Source organism: Staphylococcus sp. MSU001 (genome assembly GCF_052976705.1).
The window spans coordinates 16,804-36,618 of sequence record NZ_JBRIKK010000023.1 but is presented as its reverse complement, the minus strand read 5'-3'; the positions used below and the strand labels follow the sequence as shown (position 1 = coordinate 36,618).

Sequence of the window (19,815 nt, the reverse complement as noted above, 5' to 3'; positions counted from 1 at the left end):
TTTTTTCGTGTTGGAGTATCTAACTAACCTGAAAACCTAGTTAAATCAATGTTTAACTAAATTTTTCTGTTTTGAAGGATAAGACAACACTTTATATAAATTTTTGCTGCTAATTCTCAAAATAACATTCATATATCGATAGAACTATTAATATAAATAATTAATGTATTTATTATCTTATGTGCATCATTTAGGTAACCATTGCAAGTTAGTAATTGATACAAGTTTAAATAAATTTAAGTATGATATATAATTGTTTTATAATTGGTTACTTAATACTTAGATTATTTGTAGAACATTTCGATTTGAAATTAAGTGTACAGTGGAATGTATATATATATATATATATATAGGGGTGGTGAAATATTTTGAAAGAGAGATTTATTAAGAAAACTCATTATTTAGACTATCAATTTGATGAGCATACTGATATTAAGTTAGGTTTCACTACTCGAGAAAATGGTTTAAGTCCTTATCCTAATCATAGTTTTAATATGGCGAGATATATCAGCGACAGTGCACATCATATTACACATCATCAAGATATCTTAGCGAATCTTATTGGTTATCCAAGAGATGAATGGGTTTTTCCTATACAAACACATGATAATCGCATCATTGAAGTTACAAGTGAACATAAAGGAACAAATATTGATAAACTAACTGATGATTTACATGGCATAGATGGAATGTATACTTTCGATTCTCACATTCTCCTTACTATGTGTTACGCGGATTGTGTACCGGTATATTTTTATAGTGAATCACATGGCTATATTGGATTAGCACATGCAGGTTGGCGAGGAACATATGGTCAAATAGTAAAAGAAATGCTAAAAAAAGTGGATTTTGATTATGAAGACTTAAAGATTGTAATCGGTCCAGCAACTTCAAATTCTTATGAAATCAATGATGATATAAAAAATAAATTTGAGGAATTAACCATTGATTCAACTTTATATATTGAGAGCAGAGGCAAAAATAAACATGGTATTGATTTGAAAAAGGCTAACGCACTTCTTCTAGAAGAAGCTGGAGTTCCATCAAAAAACATATACATTACCGAATATTCAACTTCAGAAAACTTAGATTTATTCTTTTCATATCGTGTTGAAAAAGGACAGACGGGACGTATGTTAGCATTTATTGGACGGAAGTAAAGTGTATAAAGTAGGTGAATAATTTATGGATGTTAAAGAGAATCTTGCTAAGATTGAAACGGAAATTGATGCAAGCGTTAAAAAAAGTGCCCATTCAGCACAACCTCACGTGATTGCAGTAACAAAATATGTTACAATAGAGCGAGCTAGAGAAGCGTATAAAGCAGGAATAAGACATTTCGGTGAAAATCGATTAGATGGATTCAAAGAGAAGAAAGAATCTCTACCAAGCGATATTAAATTACATTTCATTGGTTCTTTACAATCAAGGAAAGTTAAAGATATTATAAATGAAGTCGATTATTTTCATGCTTTAGATCGTTTGAGTCTAGCTAAGGAGATTAACAAAAGAGCAAATCATGTTATAAAATGTTTCTTACAAGTAAATGTTTCTGGAGAAGAATCTAAACATGGCATAGCTCTTGAAGAAGTAAATCAATTTATAAATCAAATCAAAGAATACGAAAATATCCAAATTATTGGATTAATGACGATGGCACCATTGACTGATGATCTATCGTACATAAAAAATTTATTTAAAGAGTTAAGACATAAAAGAAATGAAATACAACAATTCAATTTAGCACATGCGCCTTGTACAGAATTATCTATGGGAATGAGTAATGATTATCAAATGGCAGTCGAAGAAGGTGCAACCTTTGTCAGAATTGGGACTAAACTTGTAGGAGAATAGGAGTGAGCCCCCCTTGGCTTTAAAGGATTTATTTAATAATTTTTTTGTAGTTGAAGAAGAAGAGGAAGTTGAAGGACCTGAAGAGCGAGAATCTTCTAGATCACGTGAACGTGTTCAAGAACGCGAAGATTACAATCGTAATGAGAATCAAGCGACACCACAAACTTTTAACAATAAGCAACAAGCGATTAAATCTGTGCCTCAAAAGAACACTTTGAGATCGAATACAACTTCTGAAGAAAGGAATTATCGTATGAATAATAATTCAAAAAATAATTCTAGAAACGTTGTAACAATGAATCAAGCATCACAATCATATACTGCTCAGGAAAGTTCAAAAATGTGTCTGTTTGAACCACGTGTCTTTTCAGATACTCAAGATATTGCCGACGAATTAAAAAATAGACGTGCAACTTTAGTAAATTTACAACGCATTGATCAAGTATCAGCAAAGCGTATTATTGATTTTTTAAGTGGTACGGTATACGCAATTGGTGGAGATATTCAGCGCGTGGGTACTGATATTTTCTTATGCACACCTGATAATGTTGAAGTAGCCGGCAGTATAACTGATCACATCGAGAATATGGAGCAACATTACGAATAAGGAGTTCAGCTATGGATATTGGTTTGCTAAGTACAATTTTCCGATTTATTATATTTTTAGTTCAAATATATTATTTTGGAATGATTATATATTTCTTTACTTCTTGGGTTCCGAGTATAAGAGAGTCTAAGTTTGGAGAATTTTTAGGAAAGTTATATGAACCTTTCTTAGAACCTTTCCGTAAAATTATTCCTCCTATTGGCTTTATAGACATTTCTTCTATCGCGGCAATCTTCGTTCTAGTTTTATTCCAAAGTGGTTTAGTAAAAATATTTAATTTAATTCTTGCATATTTATCTTAAAATATGACACGCACTAACTTTATATTATTCAACATAACGAGGCAAAGTAGCTAGACTTTGACCTCGTTTTATCATATAACTTATTGTTGACAGTGTTATAGTCGTAGTGTTTTTAAAAATTTTTCAACATAAAAGGAGTAGATAACCATCGATATATATCAGCATTTTAGAAAGGAAGAACAAGATGCTATCGATCAATTCATCGATAAATGTAAGCAGGCCGATGCTAATTATGCTCCGGTTCTAACCCATTTCTTGGACCCGCGAGGCCAATATATACTTGAGGTCATTACGCGTAGTTATCAAGATTTACATGTCGCATTTTTTGGTGGACCACATGCAGAAAGGAAACGTGCAATCATCGCACCATTATATTTTAAGCCACAGCCTGAGGACTTTGAACTGACTTTATTTGAACTTCAATATCCTAAGAAATTTGTAACAATACAACATCAACACGTTCTTGGAACACTCATGTCACTGGGAATACAAAGAGATCAACTCGGTGATATTATAGTTGGAGAAGATATACAGTTTGTTTTGACAAAACAATTAGAATCGTATATTATATCTGAACTAACGCGTATTAAGGGAGCCACAGTTAAACTTAATTCTATTCCTACGGAAGATATGATACAATCAGAAGAGAATTGGAAAGTTCATAGTACAACTGTGAGCGCTTTGAGATTAGATGTAGTTTTGAAAGAGATAATTCATAAATCTCGAAATATTGCACAACAATTAATTATAAAAAAAAGAGTCAAAGTTAACCATACTGTAATAGATTCTACAGATTTTCAATTAGAGCAGAATGATTTATTGTCAATTCAAGGTTATGGTAGAGCTCAAATTGTTGAAATAGGTGGAAAAACGAAAAAGAACAAGTTACACATTCATTATCAAACACTATTTAAATAGCTATTAATCAAGGAGGATTATCATGCCTTTTACACCAAGTGAGATTAAGAATAAAGAATTTACACGAGTAAAAAATGGTTTAGAACCTACAGAAGTTGCAAATTACTTAGAGCAACTAAGTAATGAAATCGAACGTTTAAAAGAAGATAAAAAGCAACTTGAAAAAGTCATTGAAGATAGAGATTCCAATATTAAATCATATAAAGATGTTCACCAATCAGTAAGTGATGCACTTATTCAAGCACAAAAAGTAGGAGAAGAGACAAAACAAGCAGCAACTAAAGAAGCTGAAGCCGTTTTATCAAAAGCACAAGTACAAGCTGACAGTATTGTGAATGATGCAATTGAAAAAGCACGTCGTCTAGCTTTCCAAACTGAAGACATGAAACGACAATCTAAAGTTTTCCGCTCTCGTTTCCGTATGCTTGTTGAAGCACAACTTGACTTACTCAAAAGTGAAGATTGGGATTACTTACTCAATTATGATTTAGACGCCGAGCAAGTGACATTAGAAGATATTCATCATCTTAATGATAATGATTTGACACCTGAAGAACGTGCAATGAAACAAAAGCAAAATCAAGAATTATCGGCTAATCAACCTTCTACATCAAGTTCAGAATCTGTGAGTCAATCAAATACAAATAGCGAATCATCACAATCAACATCAAATAATTAAAAACGAATCACAGGCTAACCATTTGATGTAAAAATAACTAAGAAATTTCATTGTTTATTAAAAATGCATTTTCTAAATAGCAATTTATTGATATGATATAAAGACAGACGCGTAAGAAACAGTGAACATAGTACAGCGAGTTAGGAATGGTGTGAGCCTAGCATATTGTTTGTTTCTTATATCACTGGCTTTTCAATTTTATAAATATTCTTAAGAGAACTCTAAGTTGAGTTAAGTAGGGTGGTACCGCGGATTAACCGTCCCTTTTAATTGAACTTAGAGTTCTTTTTTATCATTACAAGGAGTGAATATAATGAATTACAAAGATACCCTATTAATGCCGAAAACTGATTTTCCTATGAGAGGTGGCTTACCGAATAAAGAACCTCAAATTCAAGAAATGTGGGATAATGATGAGCAATATCGCAAAGCGTTAGAAAAAAATAAAAATAATCCATCATTCATTTTGCATGACGGACCACCATATGCTAATGGTAATTTACATATGGGACATGCATTAAATAAAATCATAAAGGATTTTATTGTTCGTTATAAAACAATGCAAGGTTTTTATGCACCGTATGTGCCGGGTTGGGATACTCATGGTTTACCAATTGAACAGGCTTTAACTAAAAAAGGCGTTGATCGCAAAAAAATGTCAGTTGCAGAATTTAGAGAGAAATGTAAAGAATTTGCATTAAAACAAATCGACATTCAAAAGAAAGATTTTAAGCGTCTTGGTGTACGTGGTGATTTTAATAATCCTTACATTACATTAACACCTGAATATGAAGCCGCACAAATAAGATTATTTGGAGAAATGGCAGATAAAGGTTTGATTTATAAAGGGAAAAAACCTGTGTATTGGTCACCTTCAAGTGAATCATCACTTGCAGAAGCTGAGATAGAATATCATGACAAACGTTCTGCATCAATTTACGTTGCTTTTGACGTAAAAGACAGTAAAGGTAAAGTTGATTCTGATGCACAATTTATTATTTGGACAACTACACCATGGACAATTCCATCAAATGTCGCAATTACAGTTCATCCAGAGCTAAAATATGGTCAGTATAATGTTGATGGACATAAATACATTGTTGCCCAAGCATTATCAGAAGAAGTCGCAGAAGCATTAGGTTGGGATAAAGATTCTATACAATTAGAGAAAGAATTCACAGGTAAAGAATTGGAATTTGTAGAGGCACAACACCCATTCCTAGATCGTGTATCGTTAGTAATTAACGGTGAACATGTTACGACAGACGCTGGTACGGGATGTGTCCATACAGCTCCCGGTCACGGGGAAGATGACTATATTGTAGGTCAAAAATATGATTTACCAGTAATTAGTCCTTTAAATGATAAAGGTGTATTCACTGAAGAAGGTGGACCATTTGAAGGAATGTTCTACGACAAAGCAAACAAAGCCGTAACTGATCTTTTAAAAGAAAAAGACGCACTACTTAAACTTGACTTTATTACACATAGTTATCCTCATGATTGGCGTACGAAAAAACCTGTTATCTTTAGAGCTACACCACAATGGTTTGCTTCCATTAATAAAGTAAGACAGGATATTCTTGATGCAATTGAAGACACGAACTTTAAAGTAGACTGGGGTAAAACACGAATTTACAATATGATTCGTGATCGTGGCGAATGGGTAATTTCTCGTCAACGTGTATGGGGTGTTCCTTTACCGGTATTTTATGCTGAAAATGGCGATATCATTATGACTAAAGAGACAGTAAATCACGTTGCAGATTTATTTGAAAAACACGGTTCAAATATTTGGTTTGAAAAAGAAGCTAAAGAATTACTTCCTGAAGGATTTAGTCATCCTGGAAGCCCTAACGGTGAATTTACTAAAGAAACTGATATTATGGATGTTTGGTTTGATTCTGGTTCATCACACCGTGGTGTATTAGAAACGAGACCTGAACTTTCATTCCCAGCAGACCTTTATTTTGAGGGTAGTGATCAGTACCGCGGTTGGTTTAACTCTTCAATTACAACTGCTGTAGCTACACGTGGTCAAGCACCATATAAATTCTTGTTATCACATGGCTTCGTCATGGACGGTGAAGGTAAGAAGATGAGTAAGTCATTAGGTAACGTTATAGTTCCTGATCAAGTTGTTAAACAAAAAGGCGCTGATATTGCACGTTTATGGGTAAGCAGTACTGATTACCTCTCTGATGTGCGTATTTCCGATGAAATTCTTAAACAAACGTCTGATGTATATCGTAAAATTCGAAACACTTTAAGATTTATGTTAGGTAATATTAACGATTTCAATCCTGAAACGGATAGTATTGCTGAAACAAATCTACTTGAAGTAGATCGCTATTTGCTAAATCGTTTACGTGAATTCACAGCGAGTACGATTAATAACTATGAGAATTTTGATTATTTGAATATTTATCAAGAAGTTCAAAACTTTATCAATGTTGAACTAAGTAACTTCTATTTAGATTACGGTAAAGATATACTTTATATTGAGAAAAAAGATTCTCATAAACGCCGTAGCATGCAAACCGTTTTATATCAAATACTTGTTGACATGACTAAATTACTAGCACCCATTTTAGTGCACACAGCTGAAGAAGTTTGGTCTCATACACCTCATGTAAAAGAAGAAAGTGTACACCTTTCAGATATGCCTAAAGTTGTTGATGTAGACGAAGAATTGTTAGAAAAATGGAATACATTTATGAATTTACGTGATGATGTTAATCGTGCATTAGAACAAGCACGTAATGAAAAAGTAATTGGTAAGTCATTAGAAGCTAAAGTGGTTATTGGAAGCAATGAATCATTTAATACAGCGGAATTTTTACAACAATTTAATGACTTACAACAATTATTTATCGTTTCACAAGTTGAAGTTAAAGATAAAGTGAATGATGGTGTATCATATCAATATGGAGATATCCATATTAAACATGCTGAAGGTGAAAAATGTGAAAGATGCTGGAACTATACAGAAGAATTAGGTTCAGTAGGTGAACTTGAACATTTATGCCCACGATGTCAAGAAGTAGTAAAAACTTTGGTATAATAAAAAGTTTTTACAAGTGAGCGTATATTTCAAGAAAATAAATTTTAAATGATTGTTTAAATACTATAAGAAAGCCCAAAATGAAATTCATTTTGGGCTTATTTTATAGTTATTATTGTGAAGTTATAAGATTTCAAATAAAGAAATTTCACTAGCTTTTTAAAGGTAAGTTGATAAAGCAGACTTCTCTATTTAATGTTTTATTTTTAATGAACTTGAACAAGTTTCGTAAATTCATATTCATTACATTTTTATGTCATAGAATATTTTTCTCATTATAAGCACAGTGATTGTATTGAATCTTCAGGCATAAAATGATAACAATATTAATAAGGTATAAATCAATCATTTGAGTTCAATTTAATTTTTAGTCATAATATATAAAATACAAAGTGTTGGATAGTGTAGTAATTGTTCACATTACTGATTGAACTCATTAGGCTTTAATAATAAAAGCATCAATATAATAATTTTATCTAAATGTATTAAATTTTTGTATAGATACAATTCATAATTAAACGTCTTGGACAAAAATATTTAATTATTAATAAAACACAGGCATATGTTTTTTTTAATAAACATTGTTGCTAAATTTAGATAGCATTTAGATTGTCAATTCTCTTTATTATGTGAATGATAAACAAAGAGAAAGATTAAGAGAAGAAACACGTACATATTTTTTATTACTGCGCTTAAAAGATAAACATACACTTTCAACAAAGTAATCATTTAATTATTTAAAAGAAAAGTAATCATTGAAAGGAAAATAAGATGTTTCATAACAAAAATGCAAATTTTGTAAATGGTGTAACTATCAATATTAAAGATAAAGAAACTATTAAAACATTTTATGAGAATGTTTTAGGATTTAATCTTATCAATGAATCTAAAACTGCTGTACAATTTGAAGTTGGCGATTCAAATCAATTTATTACTTTTATTGAAATACAGAATGGACGAGAACCGTTAATGTCTGAAGCAGGTCTTTTCCATATTGGTATATTGTTGCCTACATTGACTACATTAGCTGATTTACTCGTACATTTAAGTGATTTTGAAGTACCAGTGAACGGTGGACAACAAAGTGTTGCAACATGTTTATTTATTGAGGATCCAGAGGGCAATGCCATAAAGTTTTATGTCGATCGTGAGACAGAATCATGGATTGATGAGAAAGAAGGCAGAATTAGAATGGATATTGCGCCAATTAATGTACCTCGATTATTGCAAAACGTCTCTCATACTCAATGGCAAGGCATACCAGATGAAACTAAATTAGGTTCATTGCATATTAAGTCCATTCGAATTTCTGATGTTAAATCATATTATTTACATTATTTTGGATTAGAAGAATCAGCATATATGGACGATTATTCTCTATTTTTATCTTCAAACGATTATTATAATCATTTGGCTGTTAATCAGTGGTTATCTGCGACAAAACGAGTAGATAATGAACATACCTATGGTTTAGCTATGATAGATTTTCACTATCCAAAAACGACACATAAAAATCTTAAAGGACCTGATGGTATTTATTTTAGATTTAATAGAATAAAAGAAGTGTGATGATATGAAAAAAGCAATCATAGTAATGGTTGTTGTTAGTGTTATCTTGACAATAGCAGCAGTTATTGACGAGTTTATGATTCAAGATATGAAGCGTGTGCAAAGTCGTTTTACGTCACATCATCCTATGAAAATCAATACATATAAAAAGGGTCAGTGTACATATTATGTCTTTGAACGTGTTAAAAATGATGGAAATAAGATAAACAATACTTGGAGCGACGCCAAGAATTGGGATAAAAAAGCAATTGATGATGGATACATTGTTGACCGTAACCCTAAAAAAGGATCAATATTACAATCTTCTAAAGGGAAATACGGTCATGTTGCATATATAGAAACAATAAATGAAGATGGTTCTATACAAGTTTCAGAAATGAACTATACAAAACCTTATGAAATCACAAAACGAACAATTCATACTTATGACATTAAAAATTATTATTATATTCATCCTCAAAAGATAAAAACATAATAGACAAGATAGCTTTTTCAAAATTACGTTCTAGGATATAATGTTAAGTGTTGCTTTAGATGACATTAAAAAGAATGGAGGCACTTCTTTGAAAAAGAAATACTATATTAGCATCTCTTTACTTATGACATTCATTGTACTAGTTTTCGATCAAGTTTCTAAATGGCTTATTACAATCTCAATGAAGGTTGGAGATTCATATGAAATTATCCCTAACTTTTTAAATATTACATCCCATAGAAACAACGGTGCAGCATGGGGGATTTTGAGTGGTAAAATGCTATTTTTCTATATTATTACTATCATTATTTTAATCGTTTTAGTTATTTTTTATATTAAAGAAGCACAATTTAATTTATTTATGCAGGTTGCAATAAGCCTATTATTCGCTGGAGCCTTAGGAAATTTTATTGACCGCGTATTACATGGTGAAGTTGTGGATTTTATTGATACGAATATATTCGGTTACGATTTTCCTATCTTTAATATTGCGGATTCAAGCTTAACAATTGGAGTTATATTCGTAATCATCACACTGATTAAAGATGCAATCATAAATAAGAAGGAGGTCTAGTTATGGGAAATTATAATTTTAATATTATTGAACAATCACAAGTTGGACAACGTATAGATAAACTTGTTTCAGATTTAAATAAAGATTGGTCACGTAGTCAACTTCAAGATTGGATTAAAGAAGGTTTAGTCAAGGTAAATGGTAAAGTAATTAAATCGAACTATAAGGTCAAGTTAAATGACAAAATTTTTGTAACCGAGAAAGAAGTCGTAGAGGCAGATATCAAACCTGAAAACTTAAATTTAGATATTTATTATGAAGACGAAGATGTTGCTATTGTATATAAGCCAAAAGGTATGGTTGTACATCCATCTCCAGGCCATTATAGCGGGACATTAGTAAATGGATTAATGTATCAAATTAAAGATTTATCAGGAATTAATGGCGAAATACGTCCTGGCATAGTTCATAGAATAGATAAAGATACGTCTGGTTTATTAATGGTTGCTAAAAATGATGTTGCCCATCGTCATTTAGTTGAACAACTTATGTCTAAAACTGTTAAACGAAAATACACGGCGTTAGTTCATGGTAATATACCTCATGATTATGGCACAATTGACGCGCCAATTGGTCGAAATAAAAACGATAGACAAGCTATGGCTGTGGTTGATGACGGTAAAGAAGCTGTGACACACTTTAATGTATTAGAGCATTTTAAAGATTATACATTGATAGAATGTCAATTAGAAACAGGGCGTACACATCAAATTCGTGTACATATGAAATATATTGGTTATCCTCTTGTAGGGGATCCGAAGTATGGACCTAAAAAAACGTTAGATATCGGTGGACAAGCATTACATGCTGGTATCATTGGTTTCGAACATCCTGTAACACATAAATACATTGAGAAGCATGCAACATTACCTAACGATTTTGAAAAATTACTAGATGATATAAGACGTAGAGATGCTTAAACGAATGTGCCATCGTTTTTTATTATAAATACTAACTTTGCCATTGACTTATACTATTAAAAGATTTAAACTTATAACAGTTTAAATATAAAAACGTCATCTTTAATTGAGGGTCCAGAGAGGCTCCGAAGATATGAATAATTAGGATAATAATATTTTGATGATTAAGTTACTAATACTTTTGCTGTGTTTATAACTTAAGAATGTGAATATGATAGGGAATATTGCTTATTCTCTTTAACTTTTTGTCTCATATCTTTATTAAAGATATGAGTTTTTTTATATTAAAAGAGGTGAAACAATGTCTGAACGAATTATTTTAGATGATGCAGCGATACAACGTACAATTACACGAATTGCTCATGAAATTCTAGAATATAACAAGGGAACCAAAGATTTAGTTCTATTAGGCATTAAAACGAGGGGTGCTTTTTTAGCACATCGTATACAAGATAAAATAAATTCAATTGAACAACAATTAGTACCAACAGGTACTATCGATATTACACATTTTCGAGATGACGTTGATAAGGTAGTGCAACAAGCTGATCAACGCGCTTTTGATATTAATGTAGATATTAATAACAAAGTGGTTGTTATCATTGATGATGTTTTGTATACCGGACGTACAGTAAGAGCCTCATTAGATGCGATTTTATTACATACAAGACCTATTAAAATAGGGCTTGCAGCACTTGTGGATCGTGGTCATCGTGAACTCCCTATACGCGCAGATTTTGTAGGAAAAAATATACCTACTGCACGAGATGAATCTGTTTCAGTTTATTTAGAAGAAATTGACGACAGAAATGCAGTCGTCATTGAATAATTATCCTTTTAAAACAGTACGAGAGACTGAAAAAGGTGAAGTAATTCATATGGATAGATGAACATATGACTATAAAAAGATTATGTAAACTATAAATATCCAATGGAAGCTTCATTGATAAATGTGATGATAAAAGCTTAACTTAACATTACACTTAGATATATTTCATTTTAGTCTCTTTACACTCTACTGATTGTGAAGAGACTTTTTTTATGAAAGGAAATGAATCAACATGGAAAATGAGCAAATGTTTGAGCGTACCGTTCAGCCAGTTCTTGATGTAAAAGATAAACCAAAACCAGCACAATGGGCATTTCTAAGCCTTCAACATTTATTTGCAATGTTTGGATCAACTGTACTTGTACCATTTTTAACACATCTGCCTATATCAGCAGCTTTGTTGGCATCAGGTATTGGTACACTTTTATACATATTAATCACAAAAGCAAAAATTCCTGCCTACCTAGGATCAAGTTTTGCCTTTATTACACCTATCATCACAGGGTTAAGTACACATAGTCTTGGAGATATGCTGGTTGCATTATTTATGAGTGGATTAATGTACGTGGTTATAGGTATTTTCATTAAATTGAGTGGAACACATTGGTTAATGCACTTGTTACCACCAGTAGTTGTCGGACCAGTAATAATGGTTATTGGGTTAAGTTTAGCTCCTACAGCAGTAAACATGGCTATGTTTGAAAATTCTGCTGAGATGAAAGGGTATAACTTAAGTTACTTAATTGTTGCTTTGATTACATTAGCAGTAACCATCATCGTCCAAGGATTCTTCAAAGGGTTTTTATCACTTATACCTGTACTTATAGGTATTATAGTGGGATATATTGTATCTATTTTCATGGGCATAGTTAAATTTGCTCCAATAGCACAAGCGAAATGGATAGATTTTCCTCATATTTATCTACCATTTAAAGATTACACACCATCTTTTCATTTAGGACTCATTCTCGTGATGATACCCGTGGTGTTTGTGACGGTAAGTGAACATATTGGTCATCAAATGGTAATTAACAAAATAGTAGGACGAAATTTCTTTGAAAATCCAGGTTTAGATAAATCAATCATTGGTGATGGTGTTTCAACTATGTTTGCAAGTATGATAGGGGGGCCTCCTAGTACAACTTATGGTGAAAATATAGGTGTACTAGCGATTACCAAAATATACAGTATTTACGTAATTGGTGGTGCGGCAGTTATAGCTATCATTCTTGCATTTATTGGTAAGTTCACTGCTTTAATATCTTCAATACCTACGCCAGTGATGGGTGGTGTCTCAATTTTATTATTCGGTATTATAGCAGCTAGTGGTTTAAGAATGCTTGTTGAAAGTCAAGTAGATTTCTCAAGCAATCGCAACCTAGTTATAGCATCAGTTGTGCTTGTTGTCGGGATTGGTAATCTTCTTATCAATTTAAAAGGCATAGGTATCAATTTACAAATTGAAGGAATGGCATTATCAGCACTTTCAGGAATAATATTAAATTTAATTTTGCCAAAAGAGAAAAACCAAATAAATTAAGCTTTATTTCTATAGGAGGCGCTTTATGGAACACTTATTATCAATGGAGCATTTATCTAATTCAGAAATTTATGATTTAATTACTATTGCTTGCCAATTCAAATCTGGTGAGCGACCATTACCTCAATTTAACGGTCAATACGTATCAAACTTATTCTTCGAAAATTCAACGCGAACAAAGTGTAGCTTTGAGATGGCAGAACAAAAATTAGGATTAAAACTTATTAATTTTGAAACAAGTACATCATCTGTAAAAAAGGGTGAGTCACTTTATGACACATGTAAAACACTTGAAAGCATAGGTGTTGATTTACTTGTCATACGTCACTCCCAAAATTCTTATTACGAAGAACTGGATCAATTAAATATTCCAATTGCTAATGCAGGTGATGGAAGTGGACAACACCCTACTCAGAGTTTATTAGACATAATGACAATATATGAAGAATATGGTTCGTTTGAAGGATTGAATATTCTAATATGTGGTGACATTAAAAATTCTCGCGTCGCAAGAAGTAATTATCATAGTTTAACATCATTAGGTGCCAACGTAATGTTCTCAAGTCCAAAAGAATGGGTAGATAATACATTAGAGGCGCCTTATGTTGAAATTGATGAAGTCATTGATAAAGTAGATATTGTTATGTTGCTTAGAGTTCAACATGAAAGACATGGAATTTCAGGTGAAGCTAACTTTGCTGCTGAGGAATATCATCAACAATTTGGTTTAACACAGGCTAGATATGATAAATTAAAAGAGGAAGCCATTGTAATGCATCCAGCTCCTGTAAATAGAGGTGTTGAAATTAAAAGCGAGCTAGTTGAAGCACCTAAGTCTCGAATATTTAAGCAGATGGAAAATGGAATGTATTTAAGAATGGCAGTAATAAGTGCGCTTTTACAATAGAAAGGGGTTAATTCTACATGAAATTAATTAAAAACGGAAAAATCTTAAAAAACGGTATCTTAAAAGACACAGAAATATTAATTGATGGTAAACGTATTAAACAAATTAGTAGTAAAATAAATGCTTCATCTTCAAATATTGAAGTTATTGATGCAAAAGGAAATTTAATTGCTCCAGGTTTTGTAGATGTTCATGTGCACCTACGTGAACCAGGTGGTGAACATAAAGAAACAATTGAAAGTGGTACAAAAGCCGCTGCAAGAGGTGGTTTTACTACAGTATGTCCTATGCCTAACACAAGACCTGTACCAGATACAGTTGAACATGTTAGAGAATTAAGACAACGAATTTCTGAAACAGCACAAGTTAGGGTGTTGCCTTATGCTGCTATTACTAAGAGACAAGCAGGTACTGAACTTGTTGATTTTGAAAAATTAGCACTAGAAGGTGTGTTTGCATTTACAGATGATGGTGTGGGCGTTCAAACAGCAAGTATGATGTATGCTGCTATGAAGCAAGCTGCAAAAGTTAAAAAACCGATTGTCGCACACTGCGAAGATAATAGCTTAATCTATGGTGGTGCAATGCATAAAGGTAAACGTAGTGAAGAATTAGGCATACCTGGTATTCCAAATATTGCTGAATCTGTACAAATTGCTAGAGATGTACTATTAGCTGAAGCAACTGGTTGTCACTATCATGTGTGCCATGTTTCAACTAAGGAAAGTGTTCGAGTAATCAGAGACGCTAAAAAAGCTGGTATCCATGTAACAGCAGAAGTTACACCACATCATTTATTATTAACTGAAAATGATGTTCCTGGTGATGATTCAAACTACAAAATGAATCCACCATTAAGAAGTAATGAAGATAGAGAAGCACTTTTAGAAGGCTTATTAGATGGAACAATTGATTGTATTGCAACGGATCATGCACCTCACGCTAAAGAAGAAAAAGAACAACCTATGACAAAAGCACCTTTCGGTATCGTAGGTAGTGAAACAGCATTCCCATTACTTTATACACACTTTGTAAGACGAGGTAATTGGTCACTGCAACAATTAGTTGATTATTTCACTATTAAACCAGCTACTATTTTCAACTTAAATTATGGAAAATTACACAAAGATAGTTACGCTGATTTAACAATTATTGATCTAAATACTGAAAAAGAAATCAAAAGTGAAGATTTCTTATCTAAAGCTGATAACACTCCATTTATTGGTGAAAAAGTTTATGGAAATCCAACACTAACAATGCTTAAAGGTGAAGTAGTATTCGAGGAGGAAAAGTAGATGCTTGAAAAACGTTATCTTGTACTGGAAGATGGCTCTTATTACGAAGGATATCGCTTAGGGTCAGATGACTTATCTATAGGCGAAATTGTATTCAACACTGCTATGACGGGGTACCAAGAAACAATCTCTGACCCGTCTTACACAGGTCAAATCATAACTTTTACGTACCCACTAATTGGAAACTATGGTATCAATCGCGATGATTTTGAATCATTAACACCTAAATTAAATGGGGTAGTAGTAAAGGAAGCAAGTACACACCCTAGTAACTTTAGACACCAAAAAACATTACACGAAACACTTGCTCAATATCATATTCCTGGTATATCGGGTGTAGATACTAGAAGTATTACTCGTAAAATTAGAAATCATGGTGTTTTGAGAGCTGGATTTACAGATAATAAAGATAACATTCAGGAACTTGTTGAACAGTTGAAAACTGCTGAGTTACCTAGAGATGAAGTTCAAACGGTTTCTACAAAAACACCATATGTATCAACAGGTTCCGATTTAAGTGTCGTTTTACTCGACTTTGGTAAAAAGCAAAATATCGTTCGTGAATTAAATTTACGTGGTTGCAACGTCACAGTTGTACCATATGATACGTCAGCTGAAGAGATTTTAAGCATGTCTCCAGATGGTGTCATGCTATCAAACGGCCCTGGTGATCCAGACGAAGTTGACGTTGCTTTAGATATGATCAGAGGCATATTAGGAAAGATACCATTCTTTGGTATCTGCCTTGGTCATCAACTTTTTGCATTATCGCAAGGCGCAACTTCATTCAAAATGAAATTTGGACATCGTGGTGCGAACCATCCCGTTAAAGATTTAAGAACAGGTAAAATAGATATCACGAGCCAAAATCACGGCTATTCTATTGACCGTGACTCGCTTAAAAATACTGACCTTGAAGTTACACATATTGCTTTAAACGATGGTACTGTTGAAGGACTAAGACATAAAGAACTTCCAGCGTTTTCAGTCCAATATCATCCTGAAGCAAGACCAGGTCCAAGTGATTCTAATTACTTATTTGATGAGTTCATAACAATGATGAAGGATTTCAAAGAAAAGGAGCGTCAAATCAATGCCTAAAAGAGATGATATTCAGACAATTTTAGTAGTCGGTTCAGGCCCAATTATTATTGGACAAGCTGCAGAATTTGACTATGCAGGAACACAAGCTTGTCTAGCATTAAAAGAAGAAGGCTACAGAGTTATTTTAGTTAATTCTAATCCTGCAACAATAATGACAGATAAAGAAATTGCCGATAAGGTGTACATAGAACCATTAACGCACGATTTTATTGCTCGTATTATTAGAAAAGAACAACCAGATGCATTATTACCTACTTTAGGTGGTCAAACTGGGTTGAACATGGCGATTCAACTTCATGATAGTGGCGTGTTAGAAGCTAATAATGTAAAGTTGTTGGGGACAGAGCTAGAGTCTATTCAACAAGCAGAAGATCGTGAAATGTTTAGAACATTAATGAATGATTTAAATGTACCTGTACCAGAAAGCGATATCGTTAATACAGTAGAACAAGCATTTGAATTTAAAGAACAAGTTGGATATCCGTTAATTGTACGTCCTGCATTTACGATGGGGGGTACTGGCGGTGGTATTTGCCATAATGATGCTGAATTAAAAGAAGTTGTTAGTAATGGTTTGCATTATAGCCCTGCTACACAATGTTTAATAGAAAAATCAATTGCAGGTTATAAAGAAATTGAATATGAAGTTATGCGTGATAAAAATGATAACGCCATCGTAGTATGTAATATGGAGAACATAGATCCTGTAGGCATTCATACTGGAGATTCAATCGTTGTTGCACCGAGTCAAACACTATCAGATGTAGAATATCAAATGCTACGAGACGTATCCTTAAAGGTAATTCGTGCTTTAGGTATTGAAGGTGGATGTAATGTGCAACTCGCACTTGACCCGCATTCATTGAATTATTACATCATTGAGGTCAACCCACGTGTGTCTCGTTCATCAGCGTTAGCTTCCAAAGCAACGGGTTATCCTATTGCAAAATTAGCCGCTAAGATTGCCGTAGGTTTAACACTAGATGAAATGCTTAACCCTATTACAGGAACTTCATATGCTGCATTTGAACCCACTTTAGACTATGTTATTTCTAAAATTCCACGTTTCCCATTCGATAAATTCGAAAAAGGTGAACGTGAACTTGGAACTCAAATGAAAGCGACAGGCGAAGTCATGGCAATCGGTCGTACATATGAAGAATCTTTACTGAAAGCCATTCGCTCACTTGAATATGGTGTTCATCATTTAGGTTTACCAAATGGAGAAAGTTATGAATTAGATTACATTAAAGAGCGTATCGGACATCAAGATGATGAAAGATTGTTCTTTATCGGAGAAGCAATTCGTAGAGGAACATCTCTTGAAGAACTTCATAATATGACAAAAATTGACTATTTCTTCCTAAATAAGTTCCAAAACATTATTGACATTGAGCATGAACTTAAAAATCATCAAGGCGATTTAGAGTATTTAAAATACGCTAAAGATTATGGCTTTAGTGACAAAGTGATTGCTCATCGATGGGATATGGAAGAAAAAGATATATATGAACTACGTATGAGTCAAAATATTAAACCAGTTTATAAAATGGTTGATACATGTGCAGCTGAATTTGAATCCACAACGCCGTACTATTATGGTACGTATGAAGATGAAAATGAATCTATAGTAACTGATAAAGAGAAAATTCTAGTACTAGGTTCAGGACCAATTAGAATTGGCCAAGGTGTTGAATTCGATTATGCAACTGTACATGCAGTATGGGCGATTCAAAATGCTGGTTACGAAGCTATTATTGTGAATAATAATCCGGAGACTGTATCTACTGACTTTTCAATTTCTGACAAATTATATTTTGAACCACTTACAGAAGAAGATGTCATGAATATCATTAACTTAGAACAACCTAAAGGTGTTGTAGTACAATTTGGTGGTCAAACAGCAATAAACTTAGCCGATAAATTAGCACAGCATGGTGTTAAAATTCTTGGAACATCATTAGAAGATTTAAATCGAGCTGAGGATAGAAAAGAATTTGAAGCGCTATTACGTGAAATATCTGTACCTCAGCCACAAGGGAAAACTGCTACATCACCTAAAGAAGCTCTTAAAAATGCAAGAGAAATAGGTTATCCGGTTGTAGTTCGTCCTTCATACGTGCTTGGTGGCCGTGCAATGGAGATTGTTGATAATGATCAAGAGCTTGAAAATTATATGACTCAAGCTGTTAAAGCAAGTCCAGAACATCCTGTATTGGTAGACCGCTATTTAACAGGAAAAGAGATAGAAGTGGATGCTATTTCAGATGGGGAGACTGTCGTAATTCCAGGAATTATGGAACATATAGAGCGTGCAGGTGTTCACAGTGGAGATTCTATTGCAGTTTATCCGCCACAAACACTGACTCAAGACGAAATTAATACACTTGAAGACTACACAATTAAATTGGCAAAAGGTTTAAATATTAAAGGTCTTATTAACATTCAATTTGTCATAGCTCACGACGGTGTCTATGTGTTAGAAGTTAATCCGCGCTCAAGCCGTACGGTACCATTCTTAAGTAAAATTACTGATATTCAAATGGCTCAATTAGCGATGCGTGCAATTATGGGTGAAACGCTTGCTGAAATGGGGTACAAGCAAGGTATCCAACCTTATTCTGAAGGCGTATATGTTAAAGCACCCGTATTTAGTTTTAATAAATTAAAAAATGTAGATATTACGCTTGGACCAGAGATGAAGTCTACAGGTGAAGTTATGGGTAAAGACCTTACACTTGAAAAAGCGCTATACAAAGGTCTCACTGGTAGCGGATTTGAAGTGAAAGATCATGGTACAGTATTGATGACTGTAAGTGATAAAGATAAAGATGAAATAGTCAAGATTGCACATCGATTAAATGAAATAGGCTACAAAATATTGGCGACTCGTGGAACAGCACAAAAGTTAAAAGATCATAATATTCCAGTTGAGGTCGTAGGTAAAATCGGTGGCGAGGATGATCTACTGACACGAATTCAAAATGGAGAAGTGCAAATTGTCATTAATACTATGACAAAAGGAAAAGAAATCGAACGAGATGGTTTCCAAATTCGACGTACAACAGTTGAAAATGGTGTGCCTTGTTTAACATCATTAGATACTGCCAGTGCTTTAACAAATGTCATTGAAAGCATGACGTTTACTATGAGAAATGTATAATCTTAATGATAGAAG

17 protein-coding genes are annotated in these 19,815 nt (G+C 33.1%); all 17 read left to right on the top strand.

Going from position 1 to position 19,815, the window contains the following annotated elements; all coding sequences use genetic code 11:
* The first annotated feature begins 368 nt into the window (after nt 1-368).
* The 17 genes from pgeF to carB all read left to right on the top strand — a co-directional run bounded on the left by pgeF (nt 369) and on the right by carB (nt 19,800).
* Nucleotides 369-1,160 carry a peptidoglycan editing factor PgeF gene (pgeF, locus tag ACVBFA_RS10415; protein WP_002486609.1) on the top strand — a complete coding sequence of 264 codons (792 nt, stop codon included), beginning with the start codon at nt 369-371 and terminating at the stop codon, nt 1,158-1,160.
* Between the two features lie 25 nt (nt 1,161-1,185).
* On the top strand, nt 1,186-1,854 hold the full coding sequence (locus ACVBFA_RS10410) for a YggS family pyridoxal phosphate-dependent enzyme (RefSeq protein WP_002486618.1): 669 nt from the start codon (nt 1,186-1,188) through the stop codon (nt 1,852-1,854).
* Nucleotides 1,855-1,867: 13 nt separating this feature from the next.
* The gene (locus tag ACVBFA_RS10405; RefSeq protein ID WP_002446233.1) at nt 1,868-2,461 is read left to right on the top strand and encodes a cell division protein SepF; all 594 of its coding nucleotides are present in this window, start codon (nt 1,868-1,870) and stop codon (nt 2,459-2,461) included.
* Between the two features lie 11 nt (nt 2,462-2,472).
* Complete coding sequence (locus ACVBFA_RS10400; protein ID WP_001830086.1) at nt 2,473-2,763, top strand: YggT family protein; 291 nt, start codon at nt 2,473-2,475, stop codon at nt 2,761-2,763.
* A gap of 141 nt (nt 2,764-2,904) precedes the next feature.
* The gene (locus ACVBFA_RS10395; RefSeq protein ID WP_143561590.1) at nt 2,905-3,681 is read left to right on the top strand and encodes a YlmH family RNA-binding protein; all 777 of its coding nucleotides are present in this window, start codon (nt 2,905-2,907) and stop codon (nt 3,679-3,681) included.
* 22 nt (nt 3,682-3,703) lie between these two features.
* Entirely contained in the window at nt 3,704-4,360 is a 657-nt protein-coding gene (locus ACVBFA_RS10390) for a DivIVA domain-containing protein (RefSeq protein ID WP_002475942.1), read from the top strand.
* 313 nt (nt 4,361-4,673) lie between these two features.
* Complete coding sequence (gene ileS, locus ACVBFA_RS10385; RefSeq protein WP_002457403.1) at nt 4,674-7,424, top strand: isoleucine--tRNA ligase; 2,751 nt, start codon at nt 4,674-4,676, stop codon at nt 7,422-7,424.
* A 771-nt stretch (nt 7,425-8,195) separates the two neighbouring features.
* On the top strand, nt 8,196-8,993 hold the full coding sequence (locus ACVBFA_RS10380; protein WP_002446237.1) for a VOC family protein: 798 nt from the start codon (nt 8,196-8,198) through the stop codon (nt 8,991-8,993).
* 4 nt (nt 8,994-8,997) lie between these two features.
* Nucleotides 8,998-9,468 carry a CHAP domain-containing protein gene (locus tag ACVBFA_RS10375; RefSeq protein ID WP_046044094.1) on the top strand — a complete coding sequence of 157 codons (471 nt, stop codon included), beginning with the start codon at nt 8,998-9,000 and terminating at the stop codon, nt 9,466-9,468.
* 88 nt (nt 9,469-9,556) lie between these two features.
* A complete protein-coding gene (lspA, locus tag ACVBFA_RS10370; RefSeq protein ID WP_002457401.1) occupies nt 9,557-10,042 on the top strand; it encodes a signal peptidase II in 486 nt (161 codons plus the stop codon).
* A gap of 2 nt (nt 10,043-10,044) precedes the next feature.
* Nucleotides 10,045-10,962 carry an RluA family pseudouridine synthase gene (locus ACVBFA_RS10365; RefSeq protein WP_046044093.1) on the top strand — a complete coding sequence of 306 codons (918 nt, stop codon included), beginning with the start codon at nt 10,045-10,047 and terminating at the stop codon, nt 10,960-10,962.
* Nucleotides 10,963-11,263: 301 nt separating this feature from the next.
* Nucleotides 11,264-11,791 carry a bifunctional pyr operon transcriptional regulator/uracil phosphoribosyltransferase PyrR gene (gene pyrR / locus ACVBFA_RS10360; RefSeq protein ID WP_002446241.1) on the top strand — a complete coding sequence of 176 codons (528 nt, stop codon included), beginning with the start codon at nt 11,264-11,266 and terminating at the stop codon, nt 11,789-11,791.
* Nucleotides 11,792-12,023: 232 nt separating this feature from the next.
* Nucleotides 12,024-13,331: a uracil-xanthine permease family protein gene (locus tag ACVBFA_RS10355; RefSeq protein WP_046044092.1), complete on the top strand. Its 1,308-nt coding sequence runs from the start codon at nt 12,024-12,026 to the stop codon at nt 13,329-13,331.
* Nucleotides 13,332-13,356: 25 nt separating this feature from the next.
* Complete coding sequence (locus ACVBFA_RS10350) at nt 13,357-14,238, top strand: aspartate carbamoyltransferase catalytic subunit (RefSeq protein WP_001830068.1); 882 nt, start codon at nt 13,357-13,359, stop codon at nt 14,236-14,238.
* Nucleotides 14,239-14,255: 17 nt separating this feature from the next.
* A complete protein-coding gene (locus ACVBFA_RS10345; protein WP_002446243.1) occupies nt 14,256-15,533 on the top strand; it encodes a dihydroorotase in 1,278 nt (425 codons plus the stop codon).
* Nucleotides 15,534-16,634 carry a carbamoyl phosphate synthase small subunit gene (locus tag ACVBFA_RS10340; RefSeq protein WP_002446244.1) on the top strand — a complete coding sequence of 367 codons (1,101 nt, stop codon included), beginning with the start codon at nt 15,534-15,536 and terminating at the stop codon, nt 16,632-16,634.
* Complete coding sequence (carB, locus tag ACVBFA_RS10335; protein ID WP_002446245.1) at nt 16,627-19,800, top strand: carbamoyl-phosphate synthase large subunit; 3,174 nt, start codon at nt 16,627-16,629, stop codon at nt 19,798-19,800. The genes ACVBFA_RS10340 and carB overlap by 8 nt, the downstream gene beginning before the upstream one ends.
* Nucleotides 19,801-19,815: the final 15 nt, after the last annotated feature.